This is a genomic window from Lacihabitans sp. LS3-19, assembly GCF_024343575.1.
GTDB lineage: Bacteria > Bacteroidota > Bacteroidia > Cytophagales > Spirosomataceae > Leadbetterella.
In genome coordinates, this window is the sequence record NZ_RJUA01000121.1 from 177,642 (window position 1) to 193,125 (window position 15,484).

The window sequence follows — 15,484 nt, forward strand, 5'->3', positions numbered from 1 at the left end:
TGTATTATTCATAGAATATTACAAATAGAATTTAATTTTTTTATTGTAAGCTGAAATTTAACGGTCTCATCCCAATGATTTTTTTTTGATATTTCAGAATATCTAGATTATACTTTGTGTAATTTTGAAATAAAAACATAAGGATGACCATAGTTCGCATATTTTTTATTTTTCTATATTCTCAAGTTATTCTTGGACAAACTTTTATAGGAAACGAATGGATAGATTATTCAAAACCTTATTTGAAGTTAGAGATAAAAGAAGATGGGATTTATAGACTGAGTTATAAAGAAATTAAAGATGCAGGTTTTACCTCTTTTAAAAACCTATCAATTGTTCATCATGGCAAAGTTATTACTATAAAAACAATAGGAGAGCAAAATGGTGTTTTATCAGAAACTGGTTTTCTTGAATTTTATGCTGAAAAAAACAAAGGAGAATTAGACTCCTTAGTTTATAGACCATTTAATGGAAGAACAAACCCACATCAAAGTTTATTTTCAGATGTAGCTGCTTATTTTTTATTTAATTCTGACATTTTACCAAATAGACTTAAATCTTTGGAGTCAACAAAATTAGAAGATAGTCAAAGTGTTAGCTTTTTTGAGCATTTGGTTATTGCACCCAATACTCAGTATTCTTTTAATAATAATATTGGTTTGCTTCCTGAGCTTATGCAGAGTTATTTTGAGCCTGGTGAAGGTTGGTCTGGAGATTTTGTAAGTGTGGATACTACTTCGAATTATGTTATTGAATTACCAGAAATTGATAAAAATAGTGCATTGAATTCTCATCTATTAATCAATCTAAATGGTCGCTCAAGGGTTTTTCATAACATACAGATTACATTAAATGAGTCTATTCAAGCTGAAAGCCTTGAGTTTGGACCTTTTGATTTTGCATCAAGAGATTTTGATCTAGGGAATTACTTTAAATCAAATGTTGAAATTTCTTTTAATTCTTTGAAAACAGATGAATATGATTGGATTTCTCCCAATTATTTTGAAATCCAATATCCAAGAGTTTTTACTTCAGTATCACTTGGAAGGTCATATAATCTAATAAAACAATCAAATGGCACATTCCCATTTTATTGTCAGACAGTATCTAATTACGTTTATGAAATTACAGATAAATATAATCCAATAGAAATAAAATTAAACGGTATAAAACAGGCTTTTAAAATATCCAGTCCTAGTTCAACTATTTTTATTACAGATAAATATTTGAAAGTTGCCAAAGCCAAATTGCTGACATTTGAAAATAAATCTAATGATATAGAATATTTAATAATTACAGATAAAAGTCTAACAAATTCTGCCAAAGAATATGCTAAATATCGCAGCTCTGTGGATGGAGGTTCATTTAAAACTGATATTGTTTTCATGGAAGATATTTACAATCAGTATATGTATGGTGAGAAAAATCCTGAAGCAATTAGAAGGTTTGTAGCTGAGAAAATGAAAGGAGCAAATCGTAAATTTTTGTTACTATTGGGTAAAGCCATTTCATTCCCAGATGTATTGAAAACTTCCGCAGAATTAGTGCCTAGTTATGGTTATCCTGGCTCAGACGTCCTTCTGACTGCGGGATTGTTTGGTGAGGATGCTGATGTTGAGGGTCTTGCGACCGGCAGGTTAAATGTTACGAAAGATGCTGAGGTTTTAGCTTATCTCAACAAAATAAAGGAATTTGAAAAACAACCAACTGCTGAATGGCGTAAAAAATTGATTCATTTGAGTGGAGGTGCAAATCCCGCTGAAATTTTTCTTTTGAAAAACTTGGTGGATAATATTGCTCCGTTTGCTGAAGAGAATTTACTTACTGCTGAGGTTTTTTCTAAATCAAAACAATCGAATGAGGAAATTGAAGAGATAGATATTTCAAAAGAAATAAATGATGGTGCTTCAATGCTAACTTTTGTGGGTCATGGTTCGCCAACTATTATAGATTTGAATTTTGGTTTTTGTTCTGACCCAAAAAGAAACATTGCCAACAAAAATAAATACCCGATGATGTTTTTCAATGGTTGTGGCGTGGGAAATATTTTTTATAGATATTCTACGATGAGTACCGACTGGATAAATACAGCAGATAAGGGCTCAGTGGCAATTTTAGCAAATTCATATTGGAGTTATTTGTACCCGACTAGTTTGTATTTGCAAACATTGTATAAGGCTATGTTTGTGGATGAAAAAACTTCGAAACTTACACTCGGTGAGATACATCAGTCAGTAAATAGGATATTGGCTGAAAAGAAAAGTGATGAGTACATAAAAGCTGAAATGCACCAAGTTATACTGCAAGGTGATCCAGCTGTCAGGATTTTTCCATTGACCAAACCAGATTTTAAGGTTAAGGAAAATGGGATATTTTTGCAGTCGAGCGACCAAATAAGCAATATTTCTACAGGAGATTCTATAAGAGTAGGGGTGTTGTTGCAGAATTTAGGTTTGTTTGTATCAAATTCGAAAATAAATGGGCAAATAGTGCTGACAAATGATTCTGCTCCCCTTAAAAATATTAATTTCACAACGGAAGCTTTTGGATTTAGAGATACAATATTTGTCAACATTCCAAAAGATAAGAGTATTCGGAAAATCAAGGTAGTGTTGGATGACAAAAACGTGATTGATGAATATGACGAAAATAATAATTCTCAAGAACTGTCGATAGAATCAGAAAGCAAATGGAATGAAATATTTAGTCTTACCTTATTTCCTGAAGGCATTATTCCTGACCAAGTAAGCCCAATTTTAAACGTAAATTTTGATGGAAAAATCATAGAAAATGCTAGTTTAGTAGCTTCTGATGTTATAATTTCTGGATTACTTAAAGACGACAGAAAACTTGATGCTGGCAATAAAACTTTAATTGAAATTTTCCTAAAAAATTGTGAAAGTTGTGAGTTTGAAAAATTGTCTGAAGATCAATATCAATTGACTAATTCGAATCTAAATGTTATAGATTTCAAATTATTAAGCCAAAATTTTGAAGAGGGGACATATACTGTTTTAATTCAAGCTAAAGACGAAGCAGGAAACAGTCTGGGTCAAGTTTACCAAAAGCAATTTAGAGTTGTAGCCAATGCTGCAGAAGGTAAATTTAATGTTTTTCCAAACCCTACAGATAGTTTTACCCAAGTTAGTATTGAGGTCATAGATTCTAAAAATCCGAAGTCTATGGTGATAAGTGTTTACAATGGACTTGGAAAGAAATTAGCAGATAAATTAGTCGAAGGCAAAGTAGGAAAGAATAGCTTGTACTTGCCATTAAAAGAACTTTATGGAGCAGGACTTTATCTAATAAAAACCACTGTGGAAAGACAAAATGGAGAAAAGGAAGTTTTTGAGTCAAAGGTGATCGTTCAGTAAAATCACTCTTTCACTATCTCAATTATTTTATAAATTTTACTACTACCTGAGCTAATCAAACCTTTACCGATACAGTCTGGATTTGACTGGCAATATGCCAAGTTTGTGGTTTCTTTGTAAATCAAACCTACACCGTTGGCATAGTATTCATTTTCTTTTTTAAGGTCAATCAAAGAAGAGTCTTCCGCAATTTTTACTTTTACGGTATTTTCGAAATTTAACTTATTTGATACAAAAGTGTCATTTAGATGTTCATATTTCGCTATTTTTGGGTTAGTTGATAAATAAGTATTGAGGTTCCATTCTAGATTCTCGGTGACAGGGAATATCAGCTTTAAAATCTCCTGGTTGTTTTGATTTATGATAAGTCTATCAGGTTTTAGCGTGCCTGCCCAAACCGAATCCAACTTCCAGTTTTTGTTTGATTCATTGCTTTTGAATCTTTGGATCACAAAAGTTTTGCTATCTGGGTTTTGAGAGACGGAAGTGATTTTTTCTTTAATATAATAGGTGAAATGTTGTTGGTCGGCAGAAAGGGAATATCTACTTTCGGTTACTTCATAAATTCTACTTTGGGTCTGGTCTAAAGGGAAATAGTCATAAACTTTTGGCGAATAATTTTCTGACTGGCATGAAAAAAATATCAGTGCAAAGACAATTCCTCCAACCAGATGACCAAATTTAAAACCCTTTGACAATACCATAGATTTTCTTGCTTTTGTTTTTTTGTAAAATTATCATTCTTTATAATTGAAACAGCATCAAAAAATCTTTTTTTGTCGGCGAATTCCCAAATTGTTTCATTTTCTAATACTTGAGTTTCCATTTTAAGCCACATTTGGTTAAAAACAAAAATCTGGAAATCATTAAAAGCTCCCTTGCTTACTCTATTTCTTATTTTTTCGGGTAAAATACCCTGCATGGCTTCTCTTAAAAGACCACGACCTCGGCCATCTGCAAACTTCACTTTCAGCTCTGTATTTATGCTTGTTTTTAAAAGCCTAAGATCTAAAAACGGATAGTAAGATTTGATTTTCAAATTTTCATTGATTGTATAAAATGTTTCTAAGGCATTCACACCAAGTCTTATAAGGTTTTCATTTATTTGTTGTTTTTGAATTTGGTTGCTATTTGGGAAATAATCTATTGGAGTCTTTGGAATCGATTCAATATGAGGGATGTTCTTTCTTGTTTTTAGTTTTAAGAAAACAATTCTCAATACACTCCAAAGACTTATTTTCAATTCAGTAATGCCCCAAATTAGATAGTTTATGGCTTTGGTATATTCTTTTTTTCTAAGAAAATATGCCCAGTTTTTCACAAAGAAATAATTTGTGAAATTGATTAAATTCAAAGTCGTTTTTTCATTCCAATTTATTATTTCGCCTTTTTTGTCTAAATATTCTTCTAAAGCCTTTTTTAAATTTTCAGCATCTTTTTTGAGGAAAAGTTCTTTTAGATATTCAAATCCATAGCCCACAATACTATCGCCACCGTGGCCTGAAACTATGACTTCTGATTTGGATTTTTCACCTATTTGCTTGAAAATGTCTGATGGAAAAAGTAGTAATTCGGGTTGGAAAGTCAAATTTGCCAATTCTTTGGCAGCAGTATAAAAATCGTTTCCATTGTTTAGTTTGAAAAGGCTAGTTTCAAAGCGTTCGGCAACAAATTCAGCAAGCGACTTTTCGTCATTGGAGCCTTCTCCTGCATCAAAATATATCGCTTTGGGCTTGCGTGAAGTCTTTTTTGCAAACGTACCAACTATTGCACTAGAATCTAATCCTCCACTCAAATGTGCGGAAATGTTAGTATGTTTTTTGCCAATTTCTGCTATGTTTTCTTCAAAAATAGCTTTGAAACTTTCAAGTGGTTTTTCAAAGCTGTTGTATATCAATGTTTTGGAAATACCTTTTCTAGAAATGTGGTATTTATGTCCAGGAAGAATTCTAAAAACATTTTCAAAAAAAGTAGATTCACTTATTTGATTATCATCATATTCGGCTCTTAAATAATCATTTATATGTTCTTTGTTTAATGTTTTCTGGTTTGAAAGGGCCAAGGGTTTGATTTGTGAGGTAATGATAAATTTGTTAGCAATTTGAGAAATATACAAGGGCTTTAAACCAAAGAAATCTCTGAAAATTTCAACGGATTTTTCCTTTTTATTTACATTTATCAAAGCAAAGCCATAATGGAGTTTGTCAAAAAAAGAAGCTTGGTTTTCTAAAAATTGAAAATATAGTTTTTCGAAATTTTCTTCAGAATTCATGCCTATTTCTCCAATGAATACATTATTTTCATTTTCAAAAATAATAAAATCGCCGTCATTTTCATTGACAGAATACGAACTTTTCTCAAAATTGTCTAAATCTATTTCTACTTTTATCAAAACTTGAAACTACATTTATTTTGACCCGAAATTAAGGTTTTTATTTTCAAAAAAATGAATTCTTGAAGTTTTCAATTTCAAAAATACCCGTGCCTTGGGCTTCATTCATTATCTTTGTAGAAACAAAAACAAGCAGGTGGCAGATTACTTATCAGAACTAAACGAACCGCAATTGGAGGCCGTGACACATGACAATGGCCCATTGATGATAATAGCTGGTGCGGGCTCAGGAAAAACTCGAGTTTTAACTTATAGAATTGCCCACTTGATGGGAAGCGGTGTTGATGCATTCAATATTTTGTCTTTGACATTTACCAACAAAGCCGCCGGTGAGATGCGGAATCGTATCGAAAAAATAATCGGTTCGGAGGCGAAAAATCTTTGGATGGGTACCTTTCACTCAGTTTTTGCTAAAATTCTCCGTATCGAAGGTTCGAGGTTGGGTTATACACCAAATTTTACTATCTATGATTCTGACGATAGCAAATCTTTAATTAGAACTATAGTTAAGGAGTTTCATCTCGATGACAAAACCTATAAGCCTAATTTTATTTTGAATAGGATTTCGGGTGCAAAAAACAATTTGATTTCGTATCAGATGTACAATGACAATCCGATTTTCCAAGCCGAAGATACTTCGGCTCAGATGCCAGAAATTGGGAGGATTTTCAAAACGTATGTTCAGCGTTGCTTTACAGCCAATGCCATGGATTTTGATGATTTGCTTTACAATACCAACATTCTCTTTAGAGATCATTTAGATATTCTCAACAAATACCAGCACAAGTTTAAGCATGTGATGGTAGATGAGTTTCAGGATACCAACATTTCCCAATATTTGATCACTCGAAAACTTTCGGCAGTAAATCAAAACATCTGCGTAGTGGGTGATGATGCCCAAAGTATTTATGCTTTCCGTGGTGCAAATATTCAGAACATTCTAAATTTCAAGAAGGATTATCCGGAACTGAAAGTAGTGAAATTGGAGCAAAATTACCGTTCTACTAAGAATATTGTAAATGCTGCCAATTCATTGATTGCCAAAAACAAATCTCAACTGGACAAAAAGACTTTTTCGGATAATGAAGAAGGTGATAAAATTGAGGTTATAAAGGCACACTCAGACAATGAAGAAGGTAAAATAATAGCCAATACTATTTTTGAATCTAAGCACCAAGGCCTTAGAAATCAAGATTTTGCAATTTTGTATCGTACCAATGCCCAATCAAGGGCATTTGAGGAGGCTTTGAGGAAATTAAATATTAAATATAGAATAATCGGAGGTCTTTCTTTTTATCAAAGAAAAGAAATTAAGGACCTTCTGGGCTATTTGAGATATACCGTAAATCAACAAGACGAGGAGGCGTTTAAGCGTATCATAAATCTACCCAAACGTGGAATCGGTGACTCAACGGTGGCTAAAATTGTTGTGGCAGCATCAGAAAATCAAAAGACGATTTGGGAGATTATTGGCAATATTAATCAGTATTTGGAAGGAAGGGCGATGAATTCCATCGAGACTTTTACCAGTCTGATTAAGAGCTACATAATCATGGAAGAAGAGGGCAAAGATGCTCATACAATTGCCATGAATATTGCCAAAACATCTGGTATTCTCCACGAATTGTACATAGACAAAACCGTTGAAGGGGTAGCCAGACACGAAAATGTACAAGAATTGCTCAATTCTATCAAGCAATTTGTCGATAATCCTGAGAATGAAGATAAAACTTTAGGGACATTTCTTCAAACAGTTTCGCTACTGACCAATGCTGATCAAGAAGAAGACGGCGACCCAGATAAAGTAACGATGATGACCATTCACGGTGCAAAAGGATTGGAGTTTCAGCATGTGTTTGTTGTTGGTATGGAAGAAAATCTTTTTCCGTCTCAAATGATGCTCCGTAATAGAGAAGACCTCGAAGAGGAGCGGAGGTTGTTTTATGTGGCCATCACGCGTGCGGAGAAAAAACTAACCTTAAGTTATGCCGAACAAAGGTACAATTGGGGCAAGCTGAACTTCTGTGAGAAAAGCCGTTTTATTGAGGAAATTGACCCGAGTTTCCTGAAGTTTGAGGATAGAGGATCATCCTATACGCCAAAAGGTTTTGATTTTGAGGCTTTTGGCAGAAAAGAAAAACCAAAAGTTGTAGTACCACCAACTCGCTCACAAACCATAGCCAACCTAAAACCAGTAAATCAAGCAAGACCAGCAGCTGCATACGTTCCAAGTACTGATTTTGTACCCTCAGATACCAAAAACCTAAAAGCGGGCGACAAGGTAGAACACCAAAAGTTCGGCTTAGGAGAAGTAAAAAAAGTAGACAGCATTGGCCCTACTGCTAAGGCATTTATTCATTTTGACACGGAGGGTGAGAAGACACTTTTATTGAGCTTTGCTAAATTGAGGATTTTGGAGTGAGGAAGGTTTTTTTTATCAAAAATAATTTTAATTTTGCAATATTAAAGGTCCATTATTAACATGAAAAGTAGGTTAATCCCATCAATTTTTTTATTTCTTTTTTTTTCTACTCAAGGGTTTTGTGTGAGTTTTGAAATATCATCAAAAGTAGAAACTTCAAAAACCAAAAATGCTTTTTTGCTACCCCCAAAGCCTGTTCTTTCTTCTTCTAATTATTTAGTTTGTAATCAAGGATCAAGTATTGTATTGACAGTTGGTAATTGTACCGGTACTGTAAATTGGAATTTGGTAGGGGGGAATTTTTCAAATTATGCCTATTTAACTGGGACTTATACAGCGAACGCCACAATTGTAAGCACAAACAAATATTTTGTTTCGTGTACTGTGAGCGGAGAAACCAGTCCTAATAGCGACACCATTACTGTAGATTATAAAAAAGTCAGAATATTACCTCAAGACAACTTGTTATGTATAGGAGGTAGTCTGGAATTAGTTTCTGAGGCTCTTCCTTCAACAGATATAACTTCTTACCAGTGGTATTTTAATTATTCACTAGATAATGCTCAGGTTTCAAGTAGTTATTTAGCCAATTCATCAGGGAGTGTATATGTTACTGTTACCTATGATGATGGTTGTGTAGCCAATAGCCCAAGTTTTCAAATCGTCAGTAGTGGAGTGCTAAATAGTCCATCAATAGTTGCCTTACAAGATGGCCCCAACGGTTTACCTCGAAAAATATTCGATAAGCGGTTTGGCGGGAATGGTTATGAAAACGTACAAGATATTGTACAAACGGATAATAAAGGAATTATTTTAGCGGGTACAATCACTAATGGGTCAACAGGTTTCGATATTTCTCAATCAGGACGAGGTCAATTTGACTATTGGCTAGTAAAAACAGATAGTTTAGGTAATAAAGTTTGGGATAAAAGATTTGGTGGGAATTATCAAAATACCTTAAATCAAGTTAGACAAACTTCAAATGGTGATATTTTAGCTTTTGGAGTTTCTAATTCTAATATTAGCCACGATAAAACAGTGGGTGTGATTATAGACCCATATAGCGGACCTGTAAATGACATTTGGGTAATTAAAACAGATTCAGAAGGTAATAAACTTTGGGATAAAAAGTTTGGAGGAGATGATTATGATGCAGTTTCAAAGGTATTATCCTTACCAAATAATGAATTTTTAATAGCAGGTCAAACTCGATCAGGAATATCTGGCACAGTATCACAAAGCTCAAGAGGTGGTTATGATTTTTGGATTTGCAAAATTGATTCAGCTGGAAATCAATTGTGGGATAAAAGATATGGTGGATCGGGAAATGATAATTGCAAAAATATTGTAAAAACCCAGGATGGGGGCTTTATTTTGGCGGGAAATTCAAGCTCACCTCAGTCGGGTGATAAATCTCAAAATACTATAGGTTATCAAGATATTTGGGTAATAAAAATAGACGAAAACGGAGCGAAAATTTGGGATAAATCTTTTTATGATCAAGATTATCCAAATTTAATTGATCTTACTTCAGTGGTTGTTGATAATAATAACGATATTGTATTAGGTGGATATTCTCAAGGAAATGGAACTAAGCTAATAAAAATAGATGAATCTGGAAATATAATATGGACAAAATCATTTCAGAATTTAAACTCTTCATCAGGATTGATTCCAAATAATAAAGGAATCTTGTTGCTAGGTAGTCAGCAAAATAATACCAGTTCTGTTTTTCTTAATTCAATTTCTGGAAGTTCAGATGGATATATTGTTCAACTTGATTCTCTTGGTAATTTGATTTGGAGTAAACTTTTAGGAGGTGGGAGTTCGGATGGTTTTAATGCATTTATTCAACAAGGAACAGATACAATAATTTTAGGTGGCGGTTCCGATTCGAATTTTTCTGGCGATAAATCACAACCAACAAGGGGAAGTGCCGATTATTGGCTGATGAAAGTAAAAATAAAAGAATTGATGTCTTCTCCAGTTGGAATAAGTCCTAGTCAAAATATAGAATTGGTTGTCGATAACTGTGCTGGTAACGTAACTTGGTCTGGAGCAATATCGGGAATAGGGCATAGTATTTCAGTTATTCCTATTCCTCCAGCAACTTATACTGCAGATTGTTCTGCATTTGGTTGCAATACTAATTCAAGTATTTTAATACAACAAAACTGCTCCGATAACTTTGAAGTTGTAATTAAAAATGAATTAGGTCAAATTATCCTTGATCCCAAAATTTGTGATGGAAGCACATTATTTACATTAGAAGCTTCAAATTGTTTAGGTTCCATTTCTTGGTCAACAGGTCAAACTGGCTCAAGTATCTCAGTTTCTCCAATTAGTAGTACATTTTATACTGCTACGTGTTCAGGTACTTCTTGTGCCCCAGTAAATATAATAAAGCAAATCTTAGCTTTCGAATCACCAATAATAAACTTGATAGGAAATGCTACTTTTTGTGAAGGAGATTCTGTGATTATAAGTGCTATTACAACTAGTATTGGCTATGAATTTCTGTGGTACAAAGATGATAGCCCTATTGTCCCAAGTATTACAAGTTCAGTATTGACTGCTAAAACTTCTGGATCATATAATGTTAAAATTTCCAAAAGCGGTTGTTCAAGTTTTGCTATTTCTCCTATTATTTTAACTTCAAATGCATTACCCAATGCACCAACATTTAATAGCTATGAAGAATTTACTTGTGACGGTGTTCCAGCAACTTTGACGGCAATGGGATGTGCCGGTGCTATAAGTTGGCCTGGAAACGAAAGTCAGTTTGGTTCAAATGAGATGGCATACGTTTATTTGAATTGGTCTACACCAGACAGATATATTAAATCTGCTTGTACAGTTAATGGTTGTAAAAGTTTAGAAAGTACTGTTAAGGTATCGATTGGGTCAAATTCGCTTGGTGAAAACACCAGATATTTATGTAATGGACTTTCTATAACACTTACTTCAAGCGAACTCGGAAATGGTACTTTTAAATGGTACAAGAATAATGTTCTAATCAGCGGTTCTAATATTTCAACATTGACTGTTAATCAACCGGGAATTTACAAATCTGAAATTACCTTGGGGAATACCTGCGTATTTGAGTCAAGTGTTATTGAAGTTATAAATACCGATACGCTTAATATTCCTATGGTAAACTATATAGATACCGCTAGCATTCATAAAGAATATCTGTTGAAAATATGGGATAAGACATTAGGTGGAAACGGGAGCAGTTATTCAAATAAAATCATTAAAACTTCTGACAATTATTTTTTAATTATTGGAACAACATTCGTAAATGCAAATGGGAATCTTGCGACAGTAAATAAAGGCTTATCAGATATTTTGATAACAAAAATAGACTCTCTTGGCAATATAATTTGGGAAAAACAATTTGGGACTTCATGGTATGATGAAGGCTATTCTGCTGAGTTAACTAGTGATGGAGGTATACTAATATTGGGAACATCTTTTAACTTAAATGATGGAGATAAAACAGCCAATTCATTAGGTTTTAGAGATTTTTGGGTAATAAAAATTGATAATTCTGGTAACAAAATTTGGGATAAAGTTTATGGTACTCCTGATGATGAGGATTTTCCAGTTTTATTGAAAACTGCGGATGGTAATTTTATTATTGGTGGAGTTCAAAAGCCATATAATAGTTCTACTATTTCTAAATATAAAATTTATAAAATAGATGAAATTGGTAATGTGCTCTGGGATAAGACATTTACAGGAGGAGGTGTAGATAACATAAAGTCGATTATAAATACTATTGATGGCGGGTATTTAATAGGTGGTATTTCTAGAAATCCGATCATAGGTTTTGATAGAACAGATCCTAGTCAAGGACAATCTGATGTTTGGTTGATAAAAACAGATGTTGATGGAAATGTACATTGGGATAAATCTTATGGTGGAAATGGTTATGAGGGAAATGTTATTATTAAACAAGATATCGATTCTAGCTACTATTTTGTTTCGACTTCAACCAGCGGCATAAGTGGACATAAAACCAAATCGAATTATGGTCAGAATGACTTTTGGGTTGTAAAATTAGATTCATTGGGTGGTTTTCTTTGGGACCAAAATTATGGTGGCTCAGATAATGAAATTTTAGGAAGTTTTGCATTGATTTCGAAAAATCATATTTTAATTGGAGGTGGCACATCTTCGCCAGTATCAAACGATATAATTGAGGAACCTTTTGGATTGCCAGGTTATTTTAATCCTGATGTTTTAATAATGGATATAAATACGGAAAATGGCATTGTTGAATTTCAGAAAAGGATTGGAGGTACTGATTATGAAAATTTGAACGATATTTTCTTAGAAAATAATAATATTTATTTTACGGGTTCTTCTTCATCTTTAAAAAATGTTGGTAAAAATGCAAATTCATATTCTCCAGGTTCTGATTTTTGGTTTGGAAAAATTATTAAAACAAAACCAGTAAATGATAGTTTGAAAATAGAAGTTTTACTTGGACAAAGTGTGAAAATTTTTGCCACCGATTGCCCAGGCCAAGTAACCTGGTCTAATTCTTCAAATGGTGACTTTATATCGGTAAGTCCAACTGAAAATACAACCTACAGTGTATCTTGTGATTATAGTAATTGTACTGTTACAAATTCTGTTTTGGTAAAAGTGATTACTTGTGGAATAAATGTAGCATTAACGAATTTAGATGATGTTAATTCTGGTTCTTCGGCAAACCCTTCAATATTTAGAGCGTACAATAAAATTCAAGCTAAAAATCAAATTGGTAGTAATGGTCAAAATGGTTCTGCAAAGTTTGTGGTAGGGAAATCTATAGTATTAGAGCCTGGATTTAAAGTTGAGAAAGGAAGCGGTTTTCAAACAAAATTATCAAGCGATCCTTGCAATGAATAAGGAACTTAATTTAAGGTTTTCTTTAAAAACTGTTTCCATTTCAAGTTGGTGAATATGCCAAACAGAATAAATAATGAGTTGAGGAATAAAAGTGTTTGTCTTCTCACCCCTCCAACTGCCTCAAATACAACTGAATAGTATTCTCGAGTCCATAGTATAAGGCATCACAAATCAGTGCATGGCCGATGGATACTTCAAGTAATCCGGGGATATTTTGGTAGAAATATTTTAGATTTTCTAAGCTTAAATCATGGCCGGCATTTATGCCTAAACCCACCTTTTGGGCCATTTCTGCTGCTTTTATAAATGCTCCAATGGCTTTTTCAGGACTTTCTGAGTATTCTTTTGCGTAAGATTCTGTATATAATTCTATTCTGTCAGTCCCGGTTTCCGCTGCTGCTTCTACCATTTCAGTGTTGGCATCTACAAATATCGAAACTCTGATGCCTTCTGATTTATAGATATTTACGATTTCTTTAAGCTTGGTTTTGTGCGTAATGGTGTCCCAGCCTGCGTTTGAAGTGATAGCACCCAAAGTATCAGGAACCAAAGTGACTTGCTCTGGTTTTACAGCTAAAACCACCTCTTGGAATCTTCCTTCTGTCGGATTACCCTCAATATTGTATTCGTTTACCACGACTTTTTTCAAATCAAATACATCTTGATATCTAATATGTCGCTCATCTGGTCTTGGATGAATCGTGATGCCTTGAGCTCCAAAAAGCTCACAATCAATTGCGGTTTTTACCAAATCTGGCATATTTCCGCCTCTTGAATTTCTTAATGTGGCAATTTTGTTGATATTGACCGATAATTTTGTCATTTTTGTATTCTCATTGATGTTCCAAAATTACTATTTTTATTTTGGAATGATTTTTAAAAACAACAATAAATATTCAAAAAAATGTCATTAAAAACGCAAATAGACGCAGATATTAAAGCTGCCATGTTAGCAAGAGATTCAGCTAAATTATTGGCTTTGAGAGATATAAAAAAGGTAATTTTGATAGAAGAAACCAAGCCAGGAGCTGAAGGATTGACCGAAGCTGACGAAATGCGAATTCTTCAAAAAGCCGTAAAACAACGTAAAGACTCTGCTGAAATCTATAAAACACAAAACAGACCTGAACTTTTAGAGAAAGAATTGGCAGAAATAGCTATCATCGAGACTTATTTGCCAGCTGCTATGTCAGCGGAGGAGTTAAAAACTATTATTCAGGGTATTATTGCTAAAGTTGGAGCATCAGCACCTTCTGATATGGGAAAAGTGATGGGCGTAGCAAGCAAAGAATTAGCTGGAAAAGCAGAAGGAAGGGCGATTTCGGAGATGGTAAAAAGTCTTTTGGCTCAGTAATATATGGCGGTAATAGACCTCATATTATTGGTTCCGGTTTTGATAGGAGCATTCAATGGTTACAAAAAAGGACTATTGATGGAAATATTTGGTATTGCCGCATTTGTGGGTGCGATAGTGATTGGATTTAAGTTTCTGAGTTTGGGAGCTGCTTTTCTGGAAAATATTTTCGGAAAAGAAAACTTGGTCACTATCTCACCTTACATAAGCTTTTTTGTGGTTTTTTTACCTACACTTTTTTTGATTCGTAAAGTTGGTTGGTTAATGCGTAAAGCAGTTAGGTTGACTTTTTTGGGTACATTGGACGGACTTTTTGGAGCTCTTTTGGGAGGAATGACTGCATTGTTTGGTGTTTCTATTTTTCTTTGGATTTTTTCCAAAACTGGCTTAAGCCTGCCAGATAAATGGATGAAAGACAATCAATATTTTGAGTTTGCACAGCGTTTTGCACCTAATATTATTTCAAAAATTTCGGACTGGATTCCAGGCGGAAACTGGGTGGAGTATTTAGGTGACCTGAAATCCAAATTGATGGAATAATTATTGGTTTTTTAAGATTTCTTCTACTTTGTAGGTTTCAAAAGCACTCTTAATTTGTGTTTCCTCAGTGGTTTCTTTGAAGAACTGGTAACTCGGAGCTAATATTGGAACAACTTTTTCTATCGAAATTACGATTATCTCTTTGAAAGAAAATTTTTCTGAATATTTTTCAATTATTCTTGATTCCATCTCCGTAAAATCCTCATTTTCTTTTGTATATATTTCTGCTGAACCATTGATTTTTAGCCCTTTTTGAGTAAAAATGTTTATTGCACTTAAACATATTTTTGGGTTGGTTTTAATATTTTTTACAGTTTGAGGACTTGCAATATTGGCAACGATTATGGTGTTCTCATCCCAAATCAAAAACATTTCTTTAGGCGAAACATTTGGTTGATTTTGACTGTCAGTCGTTGCCAGCCAAAGTAGAACGCAGTCTTTTAGTAAAGTTTGGTTTTCTTTCGATAGCATAAATTTGGTTTTCTCTTTTCAAAATTAAATAA

Annotated in this window: 9 protein-coding genes; 5 read left to right on the top strand and 4 right to left on the bottom strand. The window is 33.6% G+C overall.

All coding sequences use genetic code 11. From position 1 onward, the window contains the following. Window positions 1-143: 143 nt before the first annotated feature. The gene (locus tag EGI22_RS19595; RefSeq protein ID WP_255070144.1) at window positions 144-3,374 is read left to right on the top strand and encodes a C25 family cysteine peptidase; all 3,231 of its coding nucleotides are present in this window, start codon (window positions 144-146) and stop codon (window positions 3,372-3,374) included. A 2-nt stretch (window positions 3,375-3,376) separates the two neighbouring features. On the opposite strand, the gene EGI22_RS19600 is transcribed toward EGI22_RS19595, so the two are convergent. Next, entirely contained in the window at window positions 3,377-4,078 is a 702-nt protein-coding gene (locus tag EGI22_RS19600; RefSeq protein WP_255070145.1) for a hypothetical protein, read from the bottom strand. After that, window positions 4,018-5,766 (bottom strand): asparagine synthase-related protein, encoded by a 1,749-nt coding sequence (locus EGI22_RS19605; protein ID WP_255070146.1) that lies wholly within the window; start codon window positions 5,764-5,766, stop codon window positions 4,018-4,020. The genes EGI22_RS19600 and EGI22_RS19605 overlap by 61 nt, the downstream gene beginning before the upstream one ends. A gap of 136 nt (window positions 5,767-5,902) precedes the next feature. On the opposite strand from EGI22_RS19605, the gene EGI22_RS19610 reads away from it, so the two are divergent. Then, window positions 5,903-8,188 carry a UvrD-helicase domain-containing protein gene (locus EGI22_RS19610; protein WP_255070147.1) on the top strand — a complete coding sequence of 762 codons (2,286 nt, stop codon included), beginning with the start codon at window positions 5,903-5,905 and terminating at the stop codon, window positions 8,186-8,188. Between the two features lie 123 nt (window positions 8,189-8,311). Then, the gene (locus EGI22_RS19615) at window positions 8,312-13,087 is read left to right on the top strand and encodes a 3-coathanger stack domain-containing protein (protein ID WP_255070148.1); all 4,776 of its coding nucleotides are present in this window, start codon (window positions 8,312-8,314) and stop codon (window positions 13,085-13,087) included. A 103-nt stretch (window positions 13,088-13,190) separates the two neighbouring features. Here EGI22_RS19615 and EGI22_RS19620 read toward each other — a convergent pair whose 3' ends face one another. Further along, complete coding sequence (locus EGI22_RS19620; RefSeq protein WP_255070149.1) at window positions 13,191-13,910, bottom strand: pyridoxine 5'-phosphate synthase; 720 nt, start codon at window positions 13,908-13,910, stop codon at window positions 13,191-13,193. Between the two features lie 81 nt (window positions 13,911-13,991). Between EGI22_RS19620 and EGI22_RS19625 the strand changes: the two genes are divergently transcribed. Together EGI22_RS19625 and EGI22_RS19630 are read left to right on the top strand one after the other, a co-directional pair. Further along, a complete protein-coding gene (locus EGI22_RS19625; RefSeq protein ID WP_255070150.1) occupies window positions 13,992-14,441 on the top strand; it encodes a GatB/YqeY domain-containing protein in 450 nt (149 codons plus the stop codon). A 3-nt stretch (window positions 14,442-14,444) separates the two neighbouring features. Next, window positions 14,445-14,981, top strand: a complete 537-nt coding sequence (locus EGI22_RS19630) for a CvpA family protein (protein ID WP_255070151.1) — start codon at window positions 14,445-14,447, stop codon at window positions 14,979-14,981. Here EGI22_RS19630 and EGI22_RS19635 read toward each other — a convergent pair whose 3' ends face one another. After that, window positions 14,982-15,452: a pyridoxamine 5'-phosphate oxidase family protein gene (locus tag EGI22_RS19635; protein ID WP_255070152.1), complete on the bottom strand. Its 471-nt coding sequence runs from the start codon at window positions 15,450-15,452 to the stop codon at window positions 14,982-14,984. It lies immediately after the preceding gene. Between the last annotated feature and the right edge of the window lie 32 nt (window positions 15,453-15,484).

Coding starts and splice junctions, on each gene's coding strand:
- EGI22_RS19630 (WP_255070151.1), top strand. CDS start 14,445: ATGGCGGTAATAGACCTCATATTATTGGTTCCGGTTTTGATAGGAGCA.
- EGI22_RS19595 (WP_255070144.1), top strand. CDS start 144: ATGACCATAGTTCGCATATTTTTTATTTTTCTATATTCTCAAGTTATT.
- EGI22_RS19625 (WP_255070150.1), top strand. CDS start 13,992: ATGTCATTAAAAACGCAAATAGACGCAGATATTAAAGCTGCCATGTTA.
- EGI22_RS19620 (WP_255070149.1), bottom strand. CDS start 13,910: ATGACAAAATTATCGGTCAATATCAACAAAATTGCCACATTAAGAAAT.
- EGI22_RS19600 (WP_255070145.1), bottom strand. CDS start 4,078: ATGGTATTGTCAAAGGGTTTTAAATTTGGTCATCTGGTTGGAGGAATT.
- EGI22_RS19635 (WP_255070152.1), bottom strand. CDS start 15,452: ATGCTATCGAAAGAAAACCAAACTTTACTAAAAGACTGCGTTCTACTT.